The organism is Mesorhizobium sp. WSM4829, from assembly GCF_055811475.1.
This window is the reverse complement of record NZ_JBVVQJ010000009.1, coordinates 117,107-135,266: the sequence shown is the minus strand read 5'-3', so window position 1 is coordinate 135,266 and position 18,160 is coordinate 117,107. Positions and strand designations below refer to the sequence as shown.

General features: G+C 62.3%; 14 protein-coding genes. 11 read left to right on the top strand and 3 right to left on the bottom strand.

The window, feature by feature from the left end; translation table 11 throughout:
• Positions 1 to 40: 40 nt before the first annotated feature.
• Positions 41 to 1,300, bottom strand: coding sequence for a sarcosine oxidase subunit beta (locus tag AC0L17_RS11580; RefSeq protein WP_473515918.1), 1,260 nt, complete (start codon positions 1,298 to 1,300; stop codon positions 41 to 43).
• A 216-nt stretch (positions 1,301 to 1,516) separates the two neighbouring features.
• On the opposite strand from AC0L17_RS11580, the gene AC0L17_RS11575 reads away from it, so the two are divergent.
• The 11 genes from AC0L17_RS11575 (at position 1,517) to AC0L17_RS11525 (ending at position 16,419) form a co-directional block, all read left to right on the top strand.
• Positions 1,517 to 4,006, top strand: coding sequence for a mechanosensitive ion channel domain-containing protein (locus AC0L17_RS11575; RefSeq protein ID WP_473515917.1), 2,490 nt, complete (start codon positions 1,517 to 1,519; stop codon positions 4,004 to 4,006).
• Between the two features lie 184 nt (positions 4,007 to 4,190).
• Entirely contained in the window at positions 4,191 to 4,454 is a 264-nt protein-coding gene (locus tag AC0L17_RS11570; protein ID WP_236377105.1) for a hypothetical protein, read from the top strand.
• Between the two features lie 260 nt (positions 4,455 to 4,714).
• Positions 4,715 to 6,148 (top strand): UbiA family prenyltransferase, encoded by a 1,434-nt coding sequence (locus AC0L17_RS11565; RefSeq protein ID WP_473515916.1) that lies wholly within the window; start codon positions 4,715 to 4,717, stop codon positions 6,146 to 6,148.
• A gap of 2 nt (positions 6,149 to 6,150) precedes the next feature.
• Positions 6,151 to 7,503 (top strand): FAD-binding oxidoreductase, encoded by a 1,353-nt coding sequence (locus tag AC0L17_RS11560; protein ID WP_473515915.1) that lies wholly within the window; start codon positions 6,151 to 6,153, stop codon positions 7,501 to 7,503.
• 119 nt (positions 7,504 to 7,622) lie between these two features.
• Positions 7,623 to 8,099 carry an EamA family transporter gene (locus tag AC0L17_RS11555; protein WP_473515914.1) on the top strand — a complete coding sequence of 159 codons (477 nt, stop codon included), beginning with the start codon at positions 7,623 to 7,625 and terminating at the stop codon, positions 8,097 to 8,099.
• The gene (locus AC0L17_RS11550) at positions 8,096 to 9,103 is read left to right on the top strand and encodes an NAD-dependent epimerase/dehydratase family protein (RefSeq protein WP_473515913.1); all 1,008 of its coding nucleotides are present in this window, start codon (positions 8,096 to 8,098) and stop codon (positions 9,101 to 9,103) included. The genes AC0L17_RS11555 and AC0L17_RS11550 overlap by 4 nt, the downstream gene beginning before the upstream one ends.
• Positions 9,104 to 9,135: 32 nt before the next feature.
• Positions 9,136 to 10,599: an aspartate aminotransferase family protein gene (locus AC0L17_RS11545; RefSeq protein WP_473515975.1), complete on the top strand. Its 1,464-nt coding sequence runs from the start codon at positions 9,136 to 9,138 to the stop codon at positions 10,597 to 10,599.
• A 21-nt stretch (positions 10,600 to 10,620) separates the two neighbouring features.
• The gene (locus tag AC0L17_RS11540) at positions 10,621 to 11,856 is read left to right on the top strand and encodes a hypothetical protein (protein WP_473515912.1); all 1,236 of its coding nucleotides are present in this window, start codon (positions 10,621 to 10,623) and stop codon (positions 11,854 to 11,856) included.
• Positions 11,853 to 12,611 (top strand): FkbM family methyltransferase, encoded by a 759-nt coding sequence (locus AC0L17_RS11535; RefSeq protein ID WP_473515911.1) that lies wholly within the window; start codon positions 11,853 to 11,855, stop codon positions 12,609 to 12,611. The genes AC0L17_RS11540 and AC0L17_RS11535 overlap by 4 nt, the downstream gene beginning before the upstream one ends.
• A 157-nt stretch (positions 12,612 to 12,768) precedes the next feature.
• On the top strand, positions 12,769 to 15,330 hold the full coding sequence (locus AC0L17_RS11530; RefSeq protein WP_473515910.1) for a GcvT family protein: 2,562 nt from the start codon (positions 12,769 to 12,771) through the stop codon (positions 15,328 to 15,330).
• Between the two features lie 240 nt (positions 15,331 to 15,570).
• Positions 15,571 to 16,419: a DUF1194 domain-containing protein gene (locus tag AC0L17_RS11525; protein WP_473515909.1), complete on the top strand. Its 849-nt coding sequence runs from the start codon at positions 15,571 to 15,573 to the stop codon at positions 16,417 to 16,419.
• A gap of 64 nt (positions 16,420 to 16,483) precedes the next feature.
• Here the strand turns inward: AC0L17_RS11525 and AC0L17_RS11520 are convergent, their stop codons facing one another.
• Together AC0L17_RS11520 and AC0L17_RS11515 are read right to left on the bottom strand one after the other, a co-directional pair.
• Entirely contained in the window at positions 16,484 to 17,485 is a 1,002-nt protein-coding gene (locus AC0L17_RS11520; RefSeq protein WP_473491301.1) for a GlxA family transcriptional regulator, read from the bottom strand.
• Between the two features lie 287 nt (positions 17,486 to 17,772).
• The gene (locus AC0L17_RS11515; RefSeq protein ID WP_198032808.1) at positions 17,773 to 17,919 is read right to left on the bottom strand and encodes a hypothetical protein; all 147 of its coding nucleotides are present in this window, start codon (positions 17,917 to 17,919) and stop codon (positions 17,773 to 17,775) included.
• Positions 17,920 to 18,160 lie beyond the last annotated feature (241 nt).

Genomic DNA, 18,160 nt, shown 5'->3' with positions numbered 1-18,160 from the left:
CCACTCTTTGTTACGCCGGCCTGCGGTTCGGGATCATGGTCTAATGCAGCCGCGGCGTTGCGCCCTGGCCCTTGTCGTCGATCACCAGTCCGCGATGGAAGCGATCCAGCGTGAAGGGGGCGTTGATGTCGTGCGGTTCATCCTTGGCGATGGTCCAGGCAAAGCACCAGCCGGAGGCCGGCGTCGCCTTGAAGCCGCCGTAGCACCAGCCGCAGTTGAGATACATGCCCGGCAGCGGGCCGGTGGTGATGATCGGAGAACCGTCCATCGACATGTCGCAGACGCCGCCCCAGGAACGCAGCATGCGAACTCGGGCGAGACCCGGAAACAGCGCCAGCATCTCGCTCATCACCTCATCGACAACAGGCAAACTGCCGCGCTGGGCGTAGCTGTTGTAGCCGTCGAGATCGCCGCCATAGACAAGGCCGCCCTTGTCCGACTGCGACATGTAGAAATGGCCCATGCCGAAAGTCAGGACTGTGTTGATGAACGGCTTCAGCGATTCCGTCACAAAAGCCTGCAGCACGTGGCTCTCGATCGGCATCGTATCGATGCCGGCGAGCCGCATGACTTGCCCGGTGCTGCCGGCCACCGCGACCGCCACCTTCCTGGCGCGGATATCTCCGCGCGACGTCGAGACGCCTGATATGCGGTCGCCGTCGTGCAGGAAGCCGGTGACCTCGCAATTCTCGATGATGTCGACACCGCGGCGGTCGGCGCCGCGCGCATAGCCCCAGGCGACGGCATCGTGGCGGGCGGTGCCGGCGCGCCGCTGCATCAGGCCGCCGACGATTGGGAAGCGCGCCGTGGCGGAGACGTCCAGCGCCGGCACCAGGCGCGCGATCTCGGCCGTGGTCATCAGTTCGGCGTCGACGCCGAGATGGCGCATGGCGTTGCCGCGGCGGGCAAAATCGTCGAGCTGGGCGGGCGTGTGCGCGAGGTTGAGGCAGCCGCGCTGCGAGAACATGACGTTGTAGTTGAGGTCGTGCGACAGGTTCTCCCACAGCTTCATCGAATGTTCGTAGAAGCGGGTGTTGGCCGGCAGCAGGTAGTTGGAGCGGACGGCTGTCGTGTTGCGGCCGACGTTGCCGGAGCCGAGCCAGCCCTTTTCCAGCACCGCGACGTTGGTGATGCCGTGCTCCTTGGCGAGATAATAGGCGGTCGACAGGCCATGGCCGCCACCGCCGATGACGATCACGTCGTAGGACGCCTTCGGGTCCGGCTTGCGCCAGGCCGGTTTCCAGTCCTTGTTGCCGGTCAGCGCATTTTTGAGAAGCGAGAAGGCCGAATATTCCGCCATTCTTTTTGTTGTCCGTTCTGGCTTTTCGTCAGCCGTTTTGGGCGATGCGGCACATTATAGAGCAGGCCGCTGCCGCAAAGCCAATATTGCGCCATCGCTTTTCGACTGGCCGACTCCGAAGGACGGGCAGGGCGGGACGGCTTGCTCCCCGGTATCAGCGTCTTTATCAAGGGCGAGCTTTAAAACGCCTTACCGCCTGTGAGTCGCCAAACGATCATGCTTTTCCGACTGCTCCGCTTCGTTCTGGTCCTGGCGATCGTCGCCTCGGCGCCGCTGTCGCTTGATGCGGCGGCGCAGGGGCTTGACCAGGCTGCCTCCGGAGTGGTCGCCGACCAGCAGAAAATCCTGCAGGACCTGACGACGAGGACCGACAATCTCGAAAAGAAAATCCAGGAGAACGGTGACGACGACGCCAGCCTTGTCGACATCCGCCTGCAGCTCGAGGAAATGTCGCGAGGTGCGCTGGACAGCGCGCTTGCCTTCCGCCCGCGCCTTTCGGAGATCAACGCAAGGCTCGATCAGCTCGGGGCGCCGCCGGCCGCGGGCCAGCCGACCGAACCCGACATCGTGACCAGCGAACGCCAGGCGCTGGCGTCCGAAAAGGCCGAGATCAATGCAGTCATCGCCGCGGCGCAAAACCTGTCGATCCGCATCAGCGGCCTCATCGCCAAGATCGCCAATATGCGCAGCGAGCTGTTTCGCAATCTGCTCACCAAGCGCTACGTGCTGTCCGACGCGTTGAGCCCTGAGGTCATTTCCGATGCCAATGGTGAATTTACCGGCTTCAACAAGGCAGTGTCGTCGTGGCTGACGTTCGTCTTCAAGTTCAAGTTCCAGGCCGTGCTGGCCGCGACCTTGACGGCGCTTTCCCTGGCGGCGGTGCTTTTTGTCGGTGGGCGGCGTTTGTTCGGGCGTGTCTTCGAAGCGGACCCGTCGGTCGAAGATCCGTCCTATCTCAGCCGGTTGTCGGTGGCGTTCTGGTCGACATTGCTGCCGACGCTGGCGGTCGGCGTCTTCCTGGTCTCGACCGTGTTCTTTTTCAACTATTACAATGTGTTGCGCGGCGACATTGGCGTTTTCCTGAAGGCGCTGGTCGGGGTCATCGCGGTGGTGTTCTGCGTCAACCGACTGGCCAATGCGACGCTGGAGCCGCGGCTGCCGAACTGGCGGCTAATCCCCGTTGAATCAGGCCCGGCACGCTGGCTGGTGCGGCTGACGACCGCCATGGCGGTGGTGATCGGCGTCAACTATTTCCTGTCGGTGGTCAACGACACGATGGGCTCGCCGCTGTCTCTGACCATCGCCAGAAGTTTTGTCGCCACCGTCATCGTCGGCATCATCCTGATCCTGATGGCGCTGCTGAAGCCGTTCAAGGCCACCGACGGAAGCTGGCGCCCCTGGCCGGCGTGGCTGCGCTACACCGCTGTCGCGCTAGGCCTTTTCACCATTGCCACGGCGCTGCTCGGCTATATCGGCCTTGCCATCTTCGTCTCGCTGCAGGTCGTGGTCACCGGTACCATTCTGGTGACCGCCTATATCGGCTTCCTGTCAGCGCGGGCGATCAGCGAGGAAGGTGGCTTTGCCAACACGTCGATCGGGCGCTGGCTATCGACCAATTCCAGTTATGAGGAGTCCGCGCTCGACCAGCTCGGCCTGGTCGTCAGCGTCGCCATCAACCTGATGATCGTGCTGGTGTTCCTGCCGCTGATCCTGTTGATGTGGGGCTTCCAGCCCGGCGACATCGAGGCCTGGGCCTACAAGCTGGCGACGGGCCTCACCGTCGGCTCCGTGACGATCTCGGTGACCGGCATCCTGACCGGCATCATCGTCTTCATCATCGGCTATTTCCTGACGCGCTGGTTCCAGGGCTGGCTCGACGGCTCGGTGATGGCGCGCGGCAAGGTCGATACCGGCGTGCGCAACTCGATCCGGCTGGCGGTCGGCTATGCCGGCGTCGCGCTCGCAGCCCTCGTCGGCGTCTCGGCGGCGGGCATCGATCTCTCCAACCTGGCGCTTGTCGCCGGCGCCCTGTCGCTCGGTATCGGCTTTGGCCTGCAGAATGTCGTCTCCAACTTCGTCTCCGGCCTGATCCTCTTGGCCGAGCGGCCGTTCAAGGTCGGCGACTGGATCGTCGCCGGTGAGATCAGCGGCACGGTCAAGAAGATCAGCGTGCGCGCTACCGAGATCGAGACGTTCCAGCGCCAGTCGGTGATCCTGCCCAATTCAAACCTGATCAACAATGCCGTCGGCAACTGGACGCACCGCAACAAGCTCGGTCGCATCGACATCAAGGTCGGCGTCGCCTACGGCAGCGACGTCAAGCAGGCCCATGCTGTGCTGTTGGAGATTGCGCGCGGCCATCCGCTGGTGCTGAAAAATCCGGAACCCTTCGTGCTGTTCACCAATTTCGGGGCGGCCGCTCTCGAATTCGAAATCCGTGTGTTCCTGGCCGACGTGATGAACGGCAACATCGTGCAGAACGACATTCGGTTTGCCGTCCTCGACGAGTTCGCCGATCAGCATATCGAAATTCCGTCGGCGCCGCGCGCCGTCGTCGAGACCAAGAAGCATGAGGCGTGGCCGATCGATGACGACAAGATCGAAGTCGATTTTGCCGAACAGGAGCAAGCAAAGGCGGAAGCCGTGGCCGAGACGAAACGCCTGGCCAGATCCGGGCGCAAGACCCGCAAGCCGGATCCCGATTAGGGTTTATTGATATTCAGCCGGCCTGCGAACGGCTGATACCTGCGCTTCCGACGCAGCCAAAGCAATTGCGGCATGAATGCGGCATTCAGTTGCCGTTCAGCTGGCATCTCATATAAGCTCATATGCAAACGGCGAGAATGCCTTGCGAAATGCAACAGAGGCGGTGGCAACACCGATACTGCAAATGTGGAAGTCTCTCGTCGCCGCCATTGCTTTTCTTGCCGTGGGCGATTCAGCCTTCGCCGCCAGCGCCACCAACAAGGACGCCGAGACCCGCACACTCGTCGTGACCGAAGGCGGTGGCAAGACGGAGCTGGCGCTGGCCGCCGGCGAAACCGCTGAATTCTGCCCGACCGGCTGTTTCGTTACCATGCCGAATGGCGACCTCGAAGCACTGACCGGTTCGGAAACAATCGAAATCTCTGGCGGCGTCGCCCGCATCAAGTAACCGCGTCAAAAAACGTTGACTAGTTTTTAGAAGGCCGGGCAAATGCCCGGCCTTTGATCGTTTCGGGTTATCGAAACTTAACGATGAAAGGGAAAATACCGTCACGCAAGCCAGGCCGGGCCGGACGCCTTAACGATCGCTGCGCTGTTGCTCGCTATATCGGGCCGAAGACGCTGAAGCATGGGGTTTTGGATCGGCGCCTGATCCTTTCCGAAAGGTCGGCTTTCGGGATCATGCGCTTTTAGGCAGGGCAACGAAGAATGGATGCGCGGTGGGACAGGAACGCAATCCCGCTTGCTGTCGATCTCGACGGCACGCTGCTCGCGACGGACCTGCTGTGGGAAGGTCTGTTCATCCTTCTCAAGAAGAATCCGCTCTATGTTTTCCTGGTGCCGTTCTGGCTCGCCGGCGGGCCGGCGCGGTTGAAGCAGGCCATCGCTCAACGCATCGACATCGATCCTGCGTCGCTGCCCTACCGCGAGGCGCTGCTTCAGCGCCTTCGCACCGAACATGGCGAAGGCCGCAAGATCGTGCTGGCGACCGGGACGCCGCGTAAATTCGCCGAGGCGATCGCCGCACATCTCGGGATATTCGATCGCGTCCTGGCGACTGACGGCCCCCACAACATGACGTCAGGCAGAAAGTGCGCCTCGCTTGTCGCAGCCTATGGCGATGGCGGCTTCGACTATGCCGGCAACAGTCGGCACGACCTTAAGGTATTCGACGCCGCGCACACGGCAATCGTCGTCGCGCCCGACCGCCATGCCGCGCGCTGGCAGGCCGCGCACAGTGCTGAAATCATGCCGGCGCCGAAACCGACATTCAGAACCATCGTCAAGATGCTGCGCGTTCATCAGTGGCTGAAAAACTCGCTGATCGCAGTGCCGATGGTGCTGTCGCACGAATACTTCAACGCCGACATGATCTGGGAATGCCTGCTGGCATTCGTCTCGTTCAGCGCAGTCGCTTCCGCCATCTATATCCTCAATGATTTCTTCGATCTCGCGCTCGACCGCAAACACCCGACCAAGCGCAACCGGCCATTCGCCAGCGGCGCGCTGTCGATCCCGTTCGGCCTCGGTTCAATGATGGTGCTGCTCGCAACAGGCGTTGCTGCAGGGCTTCTGCTGCCGATCGAATTCCTCGGCGTGCTCGGTGGCTACATGGTCATCACCACAGGCTATTCGCTGTCGTTCAAGCGCATGCTTCTGATCGACGTGCTGACATTGGCCGGTCTCTACACGATCCGCGTTCTGGCGGGCGCCGCGGCAACCGGCGTCGACGTCTCTTTCTGGCTGCTGGCCTTCTCGATCTTCTTTTTCCTGTCGCTGGCGCTGGTGAAGCGGTTTGTCGAGCTGCGCACGACCGCCATTCCGGCCGGCGAGCGCATTGCCGGCCGCGGCTACCGCACCGAAGACCAGGAGATCGTCGCCCAGGCGGGCATGGCGTCGGCCTTTTCCTCGGCGCTGGTGCTGGCGCTCTATATGGACAGCGCTGCGGTGCGCGAACTTTATCCGCATCCTTGGCTGGTCTGGCCGCTGGCGCCGATCGTGCTTTACCTGACCATGCGCGTCTGGATTCTCGCCCGCCGCGACCAGATGCATGACGATCCGGTCGTCTTCATCATCCGCGACTGGCGCAGCCAGATCGTCGTGCTCATCGGCGCTGTGTTTCTGGTCGTCGGAGGCTGGTAGGGGTGGGCCAGGAGCGGTTCCAGAGCTTCGGTCTTGCCACGCCACCGGCACTCGATGTGATCCCGGCTGACGACGCTGTTGCGTTGCTGAAGAGCGGCAAGGCGACAAGAAACGCTTTGCTCGCCTACGGCAACGGCCGCTCCTATGGCGATTCCTGCCAGAATGGGGCCGGCACGATCATCGATATGCGGCCGCTGAACAGGATCCGCGCCTTCAATGCCGAGACCGGCGTGATCGAGGCCGAGGCCGGCGTGCTTCTCTCCGACATCATCGACCATGCAGCGCCATACGGCTTCTTTCCCGCCGTCGTTCCGGGCACGCAGTTCGTCACGCTCGGCGGCGCCATCGCCAACGACGTTCACGGCAAGAACCATCACCGGCGCGGCACCTTCGGCTGCCACGTCGAATCCTTGACGCTGCTCAGATCGGACGGACAGGCCCATTACAGCTCGGCCACCGAGAATGAACGCCAGTTCGCGGCGACGATCGGCGGCATGGGGCTGACGGGCCTGATACTGTCCGCATCGATCCGGCTGATGCGGGTGCCATCGCTCGACATCATCGAGAAGGTGACGCCATTCCGTGATCTCGGCGAGTTCTTCGAACTTGCGGAAGCGGCCGATCAGGCCAACGAATACGTCGTCGCCTGGATCGACCAGCTTGCCGGCGGCCACAGTCGCGGGCGCGGGCTGCTGTTCACCGGCAATCACGCCGAGCATGGCTCCCATGTGGCCTTGCGTGCCGGTGGAAATCTTTCGGTGCCGTTCCAGCCGCCGTTCAACGTGCTCAACCGGCCGTTCCTGACTGCCTTCAATGCCGCCTACCGGTGGAAGAAAGGCCGGTCGACGGAGGCGCGTCAGGTCGGCTACCAGGGATTCTTCTTTCCGCTCGACGGCGTCGGCAACTGGAACCGCCTCTATGGACCGAATGGGCTTTTCCAGCACCAGAGCGTGATGCCGGAAGACGTCGCGCGCCGAGTGGTGCCGGCGTTGCTTGCGGCGGCAAAACGGGCCGGGCAGGGCTCGTTCCTCACAGTCCTGAAGCGCTTCGGCGGGGTCCGCTCGCCGGCACTGCTGTCGTTCCCGCGGCCGGGTTTCACGTTGACGCTGGATTTCCCCAACCGTGGCAGGGCGACGCTGGCGCTGCTGAAGGAGCTCGACCAAATCACGGTCGAGGCCGGTGGTGCGGTCAATCCCTACAAGGATGCCCGCATGGGCGACGACGTTTTCGCAGCCTCCTTTCCGGAATGGCAACGCCTCGAAGCGATCCGCGATCCCGCCTTCATGTCGAGTTTCTGGGCGCGAACGGCGAAAAGGCTCGAGGCGCGACACGGAGCCGCCGAAGCCGCGGAATAGATAACATTCGAATAGTTCGTGGTAAACAGATCGATAATTCAAGCTTTCCTCGAACTTTTTTGTGCTTCACGAAATGTTTGGAAGTTTTCAGTAGAACGAAAAAGGTTGATGAGAAAAACATGAAATACATCGTCTCAATTCTGTTCACGGTCATGACCAACGCCGCCGCGCAACTCATGCTGAAGCAGGGCATGATGTCACTCGGTCCGATTTCCTTCGAGGGCAGCAATCCGTTGCTGAAGCTGTTGCAGATCGTCTTCAGCCCATGGGTTTTCTTCGGCCTGTGCACCTTCGTCATCTCGATGGCGGCGCACATCTATGTGCTGTCCAAGGTAGAGCTCAGCTTCGCCTATCCGTTCCTCAGCCTCGCCTATGTCGCCGTCGCGATCTTCGCCTATTTCATCTTCCGCGAAGACCTCAATGGCTGGCGTATCGCCGGCATCGCTTTCATCTGCGTTGGCACGGTGCTGATCGCCCAAAGTGGCCGGGATCTGGGTGGCCGGGATTTGGATAGCCAGGATTTGGGTGGTCGCGGGCATGACGAGGAAACCGCCTCCCTTTCGTCCGACAAGATTCACAGTGGGATCGTTCGATGAGACATGTGATCTTCGGCGGTGACGGTTTCGTCGGCCGCCACCTTGCCCCGAAACTCCTGGCCGACGGCGAGGAGGTGGTCGTCGCCGATATCGCTAAAAGCGACCTGCCGCATTACCGCTCCGCCCAATATGTCAGGTGCGACGTCACCGATCCGGCCTCGGTCGCTTCGGTCGGGCTGAAGGCCGACGACATGGTCTATAATCTGTCGGCGAAAATGCTGTCGCCGATCCAGGTGCGCGCCAAGCGCCACGAATTCTTCTTCCCGGTGAATTTCCACGGCACCGAGCACATCATGCAGGCGATGGACAGAGCCGGCGCGCCCAAGCTCGTCCATTACACGACCGACATGATCTACGGCCACACGGTCACGCAGCCGATGACCGAGGAGCACCCGGTCGCGCCGCTCGGCGAATATGGCTGGTCGAAGCAGAAGACCGAGGAACTGGCCGCCGATTGGCGCAAGCGCGGCATGTCGATCTCGCTGCTTCGGCCGCGCCTGATCATCGGCCCCGGCCGCCTCGGCATCCTCGAAAAGCTGTTCAAGCTGATCGACTGGAACCTTCCGGTGCCGACGATCGGCTCGGGTAAGAACCCGTATCAGTTCATCTCGGTGTTCGACTGCGCCGAGGCGGCGCGCGCCGCCTGGAGAGCCGGCGTGCCTGATGAGGCTTATAATCTCGGCTCGCTCAACCCGCCGCCGGTCCGGAAATTGCTCAGCGATCTGATCAGGCATGCCGGCTCGAAATCGATCCTGATCCCGACCCCGGGCTGGGCAGTCAAGCGAACGCTCGACCTGCTCGACCTCTTGAACATGCCGATCATGGATCCGGAGCAGTATCTGATCGCCGACGAGGACTGCGTGCTCGACGTGTCCAAGGCCGAACGCCAGCTCGGCTGGGTGCCGCAATATCGCGACGAGGACATGCTGATCGCCGCCTACAGCGAATATCGCGCCAAGAAAGACGGCCATGCCGTCGCCGCCAAACATGTGCCCGCCGAGTGAAGGGCCAGCAGGAGACTCTTGAGATGACCGTCATGACCAAACCAGACCACACGACTGCGCACGTCACGGTCAGCGCGCCAGCGCTTTCGCCCGCCACCACCGCCAAGCCCGATCTGATCAGCGTCGAGCAGGCCAAGGCGATGGACGTCGCACGCATGACCGACCTGTTCAAGGCGCATCTCAACCCCGGCCAGCTGCATTTCATGAAGCTGCTCGGCTTCCACAAGATCAAGGTCGAGCGCGCCGAAGGCATGTTCTACATCGACCAGAACGGCCGCAAGATCCTCGATTTCTTCGGCGGCTTCGGCTCGCTGGCCTTCGGCCACAATCATCCGCGCCTTCTCGAGGCGCGCAAAAAGTTCCAGGAGGAGAAGCGGCAGGAGATCGCCATCGCCTTCATGTCGCAATATGCGGCGGCCCTGGCGCACAATCTCGCCAAATGCTCGCCCGGCGACCTCGATATGGTGTTTCTGGGCTCTTCCGGCTCGGAAGCCATGGAGGCGGCGGTGAAGCTCGCCGAGCGCGCCGCCGGCCCGAAGCGGCCGAAAATCGTCTATGCCGAGAATTCCTTCCACGGCAAGACCAAGGGCGTGCTGGCGATCACCGACGGCTCGCTCTATCGCGCCGACTTCAAGATGGCCGACAATGTCATGCGCATTCCGTTCGGCGACGTCGAAGCGGTCGAGCGCACGTTCCGCTCCGATCCCGAGGTCGGCGTCATCGTGCTCGAAACCATCCAGGGCGGCGGCGGCATCATCCAGGCGCCTGCCGAATACTGGCAGAAGCTGCGTGCGCTATGCGACCAATACGGTGTTCTGTGGGTCGCCGACGAGGTGCAGTGCGGCTATGGCCGCTCCGGCCGCTTCTATGCCTTCGAGCACTACGGCGTCGTTCCGGACGTGACGGCGCTGGCAAAGTCGCTCGGTGGCGGCAAGGCGGCGGTCGGCGCGATGATCGCCAGGCGCGAGGTCTATTTGAAGGCCTATGGCACGCCGAAGACGGCGATGATCCACGCCATGGCCACCTTCGGCGGCATGGGCGAGGCCTGCGTCACCTCGATCGAGGCGCTCAACGTGCTTTACGACGAGGGGCTGATCGACAACGCCGCGGTCACCGGCGACTATCTGCTGCAACGCCTGCAGACGTTGCGGGAAAAATGCCCGAGGATCATCAAGGAGGTCCGCGGCAAAGGCCTTATGGTCGGGCTGGAATTCCACGACTTTTCGCAGACCTTGCCGATGGTGCTGCGGCCTGTGGTCAGCGTGCTTGACGACAAGCTGAAGGGATCCTTGTCCGGTTTTGTTGGTGCTTTGCTGCTGCGTGACTACGACGTGCTCGTTGCCTTCACCGAATACAACCGCAACGTCATCCGCCTCGAACCGCCGCTGATCTGCCAGCGCGAACATGTCGACCGCTTCGTCGAGGCGCTCGACAGCCTGTTGTCGCGCGGCATCGTGTCGATCGTGAAGGATTTCGTCAAAAGCCAGGTTCGTTAGCCAGGTGCGCCGAGCGAGACCATGCTGAGCAAGTCTCCGGCTCCGACAAACCTGCTCGACTGGCTGACCAAGGCCAGTCTGGCATGGGGCGAGGGCACCTATGCGCGTCTTGCCGCACCGATCGGCGCGGCTGCCTTCGCGCTCTACATCCTGCTGACCGCGGCGACGGCATGGTTCATGCCTGACGCCAATTGGGACATGCTGCCCTACCTTGCGATCGCCGAGGAGGGCACCTATCGCGATGTGCAGGCGCTGCACGATTATGCCTATGGCACGGTCAGGGACGGCCTGTCGGCGAGCGACTACAAGGCGCTGACCGATGATGGCGGCGGTTTCCGCAGTCATATGGCCGGGAATGCCGCCGATTTCCATTCGCTGCTCGGCATGTACCGGATCAAGTTCCTTTTCGCCGAGATCCTGTCGACGATGAGCTCGGCGATGTCGCCGGTCGCGGCGATGCGGCTGCTGCAGGTGTTCTCGGTGCTGCTGTTCGGCGCGATCGCGCTGCTCTGGCTGCGCTCAGAGGGCGCGCTGGCGCTGGCGCCGGTTCTCGGCGCGGTGCTGATGATGGCTGATTTCGGCGACGCGGCGCGGGCGTTGACGCCTGACCTGCTGTGCTCAGCGCTGTTCCTCGGCGGGCTCTTTGCCTATAGGCGCGGTCGTGAAGTGGCCACCGCGATCCTGCTCTTCCTCGCTTTCATGGCTCGGCCCGACAATATTGTTTTCCTTGCTATTTTTGCCGTGCTGCTGTTGGTCTTCCGGCAGAATGCGTGGGGCGCGCTGGCCGGCTTTGCCGCCTCGCTCGTCGCCTATTTCGCCATCTCCCACTGGGCGCAGCATCCCGGCTGGTGGCCGCATCTGTGGTTCTCCTCGATCGAGCAGCACTACAATATGGCCGGCTTCGATCCGCCGTTCTCGGCTGTCGCCTACCTCCGGGCTTTTGCCGCCTCCCTGATCCGTGCCGTCAGCCTGAACAACTGGGTCGGCGTCTCGGTGATGGCGCTGGCGGGGTGGTATGCCTCAAGCCGTGCCGGCTTCAAGCTCGACCGCCGCGCCGGCATTCTGTTTGCGGCATTGGTGCTCGGCGTATTGGCCAAATTCACGGTCTTCCCGATCCACGACACCCGCATCTATTTTCCCAATCTGATCCCGCCGTTCCTGCTGCTCGCCGGGCCATTTATGGCGTTGTGGGCATCAGCGAGCACCAAAGGGCGCGGCGCCGCGCCATTGCACGTCATTCCTGGAGACAAGTCATGAGTTCCGTTTCCAGCCTGGCGCGCATCGCGCTGTCGCTCGGCCTCCCCGCTGGCATCCTCGATCGCGGGCCGTCGCTGCACGGTACGAAGTTCCTGGCGAAGGCCGCGCTGAAGGCGCGCCTCAGTGGGGCAAAAAGGCGGTTCCAGATGGTCAATGTCGGCGCCTGCGATGGCGTGTTGTTCGACGATGTGACGCCGTGGCTGCACCGCATCCCGCACGCTCGCGCCGTACTGGTCGAGCCGATCCCGCACAACCAGAAGCGGTTGCGCGCCAACTATACCGATACGGGCCGCTTCATCATTGAGCCGGTTGCGGTGACGAAGAGCAAGGGAACGATCACGGTCCACACCTTCGATGCCGCCGCACTCGAGGCTGGCACGCTGCCGATCGAGTTCATCGGCTGCTCGTCGGTGACCGACACCAATCTGATGTCGGGCAAGAATGCCTGGGGCCAGGCCGATGCCAACTTCAACAAATTCGCGCCGCACCTCAGGGATATCGAAGTGCCGTCGGAGACATTGCAGACGCTGCTCGACCGCAACTGCATCACCCATATCGACGCCTTCCTTGTCGATTGCGAAGGCGCCGACTGGATCGTCTTCGAGCAGCTCGACCTCGAGCGCTACCGTCCCGGCATGATCAAGGTCGAGGTTGGTGCGTTGCCGGCGGCCGAGATCGGCCAGGTCGTGGTCAAGTTGAAGACCGCCGGCTACCAGGTCGGCTTCCAGGCCGAGGACATCTGGGCCTTCGCCTGAGGGATAGCCCCGGAGCCCGATAGCACCTGATTTTTGCGGGTCGCGTCGCACTTGCAGCGTGTCGCAAACAGGCGGTAGCATGGCGGCTGTCGCCTGCATATTGTGCGCCGATCAAACGGGCGCCGGTGCCCGCTTTACCACTTTGGAGTCGCGGGCAATGGCAGGGTTTCCGGAAAAGGCGAAGGTCGTCATCGTCGGGCTGGGCGGTATTGTCGGCGCATCGGTCGCCCATCACCTGATCGAGCGCGGATGGGATGACATCGTCGGCATCGACAAGTCAGGGATTCCGACCGATATCGGCTCGACAGCGCATGCTTCCGACTTCTGCTACACCACCAGCCATGATTTCCTGTCCTGCTGGACGACGCTCTACTCCATCGATTTTTATGAAAAGATGGGTCACTACGCCCGTATCGGCGGCCTCGAGGTTGCCCGCGTCGGCGATGACGATCGCATGGCGGAGATCAAGCGCAAGATCGCCTCGGCAAAGGCTTTCGGAACGCGTGCCCGGCTGATCGAGCCGGCCGAGATCAAGCAGAAATTCCCGCTGATCGAAGAAGAGATGGTGCAGGGCGGCCTGTGGGATCCCGATGCCGGTCTCGTCATCCCGCGCTCGCAAACGGTCGCCGGCAAGCTGGTCGACCAGGCGGAAGCCTCCGGAAAACTTAAATCCTTCGCCAACACGCCGGCCCGGTCGCTTGTCGTCGAGAACGGTCGCATCAAGGGCGTGGTGACCGATCGCGGCACCATCGAAGCCGACTACGTCATCGTTTGCGCAGGTATCTGGGGCCGGTTGATCGCGGAAATGGTCGGCGAGGACCTGCCGGTCATGCCGATCGACCATCCGCTCACCTTCTTCGGGCCCTATACCGAGTTCGCCGGCACCGGCAAGGAGATCGGCTGGCCGCTGCTGCGTGACCAAGGCAACTCGGCCTACATGCGCGACACCGGCGATCCCAAGACCGCCGAAGGCGGACAGATCGAGTGGGGCTACTACGAAGAGACCAATCCGCGCCTTTGCCATCCGCGCGACCTCCTGGAGAAAGACCAGGCCCGTCTATCGCCCTCGCAGCGCGACCTCGACATGGAACAGATCCTGGCGCCGCTCGAGCGCGCCATGGAATTGACGCCGATCCTGGGCGAACTGGGCTACAATGAGAGCCATTCCTTCAACGGGCTTCTGCAGGTGACGGCAGACGGCGGCCCCTCCATGGGCGAGAGCCAGAAGGTGCGGGGCCTCTGGTATGCCGTCGCGATCTGGGTCAAGGACGGCCCCGGCATGGGCAAGCTCATCGCCGACTGGATGACGGACGGCCGGACGTCGATCGACCACCACGCCATCGACTATTCGCGCTTCTATCCGCACCAAACGCAAGAGCAGTTCATCTGGGACCGCTGCACCGAAACGGCGATGAAGGTCTACAATCCGGCCGTCCATCCGCGCGAGCCATTCTCCAAGGCTCGCGACGTGCGCCGCTCGCCCTTCTGGGAGCGCGAGAAGGAACTCGGCGGCTATTTCATGGAACTCGGCGGCTGGGAGCGCGCCCACGGCTATGCCGCCAACGAGCACCTGCTCGAGAAATACGGCAACCGGGTGCCGGTGCGCGAAAACGAGTGGGACAACCGCCATTTCTGGCGCGTCTCCAATGCCGAGCATCTCGCCATGAGCGAGGATTGCGGCATCGTCAACCTGTCGCATTTCGCGATGTACGACGTGGAAGGCCCTGATCATGTCGCGCTGATGGAGTGGCTGTGCGCGGCCAGGATCGGCGGCGACGGCAATATCGGCAAAGGCATCTACACCCATTTCCTCGACGACGAGGGCATGGTGCGCGCCGACCTGACCGTCATCCGCATGGCCGACCGCTGCCGCGTCATAGACGGCGCCGATGCCGGCCCGCGCGACTTCCACTACATGCGGCGGACGGCAGAAGACAAAGGGTTCGATGTCGCCATCACCGACGTGACCGAGAAATACGTGACCGTCGGCATCTGGGGTCCGAACGCGCGCTCGACCTTGCAGAAGGTCGTCGAGGACCCGGATGGCCTGACGCCGGAGAACTTTGCCTTTGCGGCGATCAAGCCTGTCAGGATCGCCGGCAAGGACGTGACCGCTTTCCGGATCTCGTATGTCGGCGAGCAGGGCTGGGAACTGCACATGCGCTACGAAGACGGCCTGGCCGTATGGGATGCTTTGCGTTCGACCGGCGTGATGGCTTTTGGCGTCGAGACCTATGCCAACAGCCGCCGCATGGAGAAGAGCCTGCGCCTGCAGAATGCGGATCTTTTGACCGAGTACAATCTGCTGGAGGCCGATCTTGCCCGCCCGAAGGTCAAGGAGGCCGATTTCAGCGGCAAGGCAAAGCATCTGGACTATCGCGCCCGTGCGCATCAGCCGGTTATGCTCTGCACGCTTGTCATGACGGATAATGTCGATTCCAGGGGCGTGGCCCGCTATCCCGTCGGCACGATGCCGGTGATGGACCCGCAAACGGGTGAAACGCTGGTCGACGAACTCGGCCGCCGATCGTTTACGACCTCGGTCGCCTACGGCCCGACCATCGGCAAGAACATCGCGCTTGCCTATCTGCCGTGGGCGTATTGCCAGGAGGGCCGCAAGCTGGATGTCGAATATTTCGGCGAGACATACCCGGTCGAAGTGGCCGCCGTCGGCTACAGGCCGCTTTACGACCCGGACAACCTCAAGCCACGCAGCTGAGCCTCCCACAATAGAGGGTGAGAGGCGGACTCGCAAAATGTGAGCGCAAGGACTTAAGGCGCGTCACGTTGTGTGGGGAGTCATGCGCAGCGCGTTAAGTTCTCGTTTTTATGCAAGTCGTTGCCCAAACCCGCTGCGCACCCTTAGTTCAAGCCCGAGGGCATGCTTTTGGACGACATGCATTAGCCCGGCGCTGGGCTTTTCGCTTTGTGGCGTGACGATTTTCGCTTACCTTGCGGCATGTCTGCTTTTCCCCGCGCAGGACATCTCCTCTCAGGCGCCGCCGCGCTGGTGCTGATGCTCGTCCAGGCGCCGGACTCCCGCGCTGCCGAACCCGTCGACGTCGAACTGGTGTTGGCGGTCGACGTTTCGCTGTCGATGTCGCCGGCCGAACTCGAAATCCAGCGTCGCGGCTATGTCGCGGCGCTGACGCATGACACGGTCCTGCAGGCCATCGCCGACGGCGCCTACGGCAAGATTGCCGTCACCTATGTCGAATGGGCCGGCACGACATGGCAGCACATCATCGTGCCGTGGACGGTGATCGCCAATCGTGCCGACGCCGAGCGGGTGGTCGAGCAACTCTCCGCCCATGCGCCCAACAGCGCGCGGCGCACCTCGATTTCCGGTGCCTTGCAATTCAGCAGCGATCTCTTCGCCGAAAGCGGCTTTCAAGGCGTCAAGCGAGTCATCGACATTTCAGGCGATGGCCCCAACAATCAAGGTGCTCCCGTCGACATCATCCGTGACGAACTGGTCAGGCAAGGCATCACCATCAACGGCCTGCCGCTGATGACGCGGGGCGGCTTCACCAGCGTCTACGACGTCAACTATCTCGACCGCTATTACACCGACTGCGTCATCGGCGGGCCCGGGGCGTTCATGATCCCCGTCAATGAGTGGACGCAGTTTCCCGAAGCGATCCGCCGCAAGCTGGTGCTTGAGCTTGCCGGACCTGCCTCACCGCAATGGACGGCGGAAGAAGCGGCGCATCCGCCAGTGGTGCTGGCGCAGGACAAGCCGGCCACCGATTGCCAGGTCGGCGAGAAAATGTGGCGCGACCGAAGCTGGATGTTCGACACCCGCTAGACTTCAATCGGCCATCCGCCAGACCAGAGATACGCGTGCAAAATATTGCCTTGTCTTGTCTAGTCTACGCGACCAGCAACTGCTTGCGATCGACGCGCTCCTGCTGCGGCGAGCGCGCATAGAGCTCGCGATAGCATTTGGAGAAATGCGAGGCGGAGACGAAGCCGCAAGCGACCGCCACTTCGACCACCGGCAGCGATGATTGGATCAGCAAGTGCCGGGCCCGGTCGAGGCGGATCTCCAGATAATAGCGGGCAGGGGATCGTCCCATCTCGGTGCGGAACAGGCGCTCGATCTGCCGGCGTGACAGGTCGACATGGTCGGCGATCTCGATCAACGACAGTGGCTCGGACAGGTTTGCTTCCATCAATTCGATGATGGTCAGCACCTTGGAGTTCTGCACGCCAAGGCGTGCGCGCAGCGGCAGGCGCTGGCGATCGGTCGGGCTGCGCACGCGGTCAGTCAAGACCTGCTCGCAGACCCGGTTAACCAGATTGTCGTCGAAATCGTCGCCGATCAGCTTCAGCATCATATCGAGCGCCGCGGTGCCGCCGGCGCAGGTGTAGATGTTCTGGTCGATCTCGAAGAGGTCGGCAAAGACATTGGCCTTCGGGAACGCTTCGGAAAAGCCCGGCAGGTTCTCCCAATGAATGGCGCAGCGTTTGTTGGACAACAGGCCGGCGGCGGCCAGTATATGAGCGCCAGTGCACAAGCCGCCGATGGCGACGCCGCGATTGTATTCCTCGCGCAGCCAGGCGAAGGCCGATTTGTTCTGATAGCGCTCGACATTGATGCCGCTGCAAACGACCGCCATGTTCGGCCGTTCGGGGCCGGACATCTTCTTGCGTTCGTCCTCCAGCGAGGTGTCGACGGCGCATTCGACGCCGTTCGAGGCGCGCACCGGCTTGCCGTCGATGCTGGCGAGCCGCCAGCGGTAGGCCTCGTAGCCGAGCATCCGGTTGGCCGAGCGCAACGGATCGAGCGCCGTTGCAAAGGCGATCATGGTGAAATCGGGGACCAGGAAGAATACAAACGATCGCCTGATCGGATGATTTACGACGTTCACAGGGTAACCCTCACGCTGCAATGGCGCGAACAGGATGTCGCGATCAGCATAGCGACATCAGGAAAAACTTTTCCTGTCAATCGGCTAGGCGGCAACGGATACACTTTATTTGCGACATGGGTCGCAAATGGGCAATCGCTAGGCGATGACGACCCAACCTGCTGCCGGATTGAGCGCATTTCGCATGAGGTCGGGGCATGACCAGGCACGCCGCCTCGGCAAACCGAAGCGGCGTTGTGATCAACTTCGAAGCTGCAGCAGCGAGCGCCGCTTGCGAGCTTGGCAGATCAGGCGACGAAGCCGAGGCGCGCGGCGGCCACGGCGCCGGTCTGGCCCGGCATGGTGTTGGCAAGGCGCTGGCGCTCGAGCGCGGTCGTCAGGCTCATTTCGCGGCGAGCAAAAAGGCGGGCAAAAAGCTTCATCATCATCTCCATTCGGTTGCTCAGACGGGTCGCCTTCGCGTGATGGAGTGGGGCAGCTCGTTGGCTGGCGCTGATATAGGCTTACGTGAAGGGAAACTAAATCGCAAAAGCGAAGCACTTGATAGGAAAAGCGACACGGCATGCGACGTATTTGGGCATTCCGCCAGATTAATAATCACTTACAAGGCGTTAGTTCAAAATTTGAGCTGCTATGCGGCCCGGTCATAGGCACCATGCAACGACGGCATGGCTC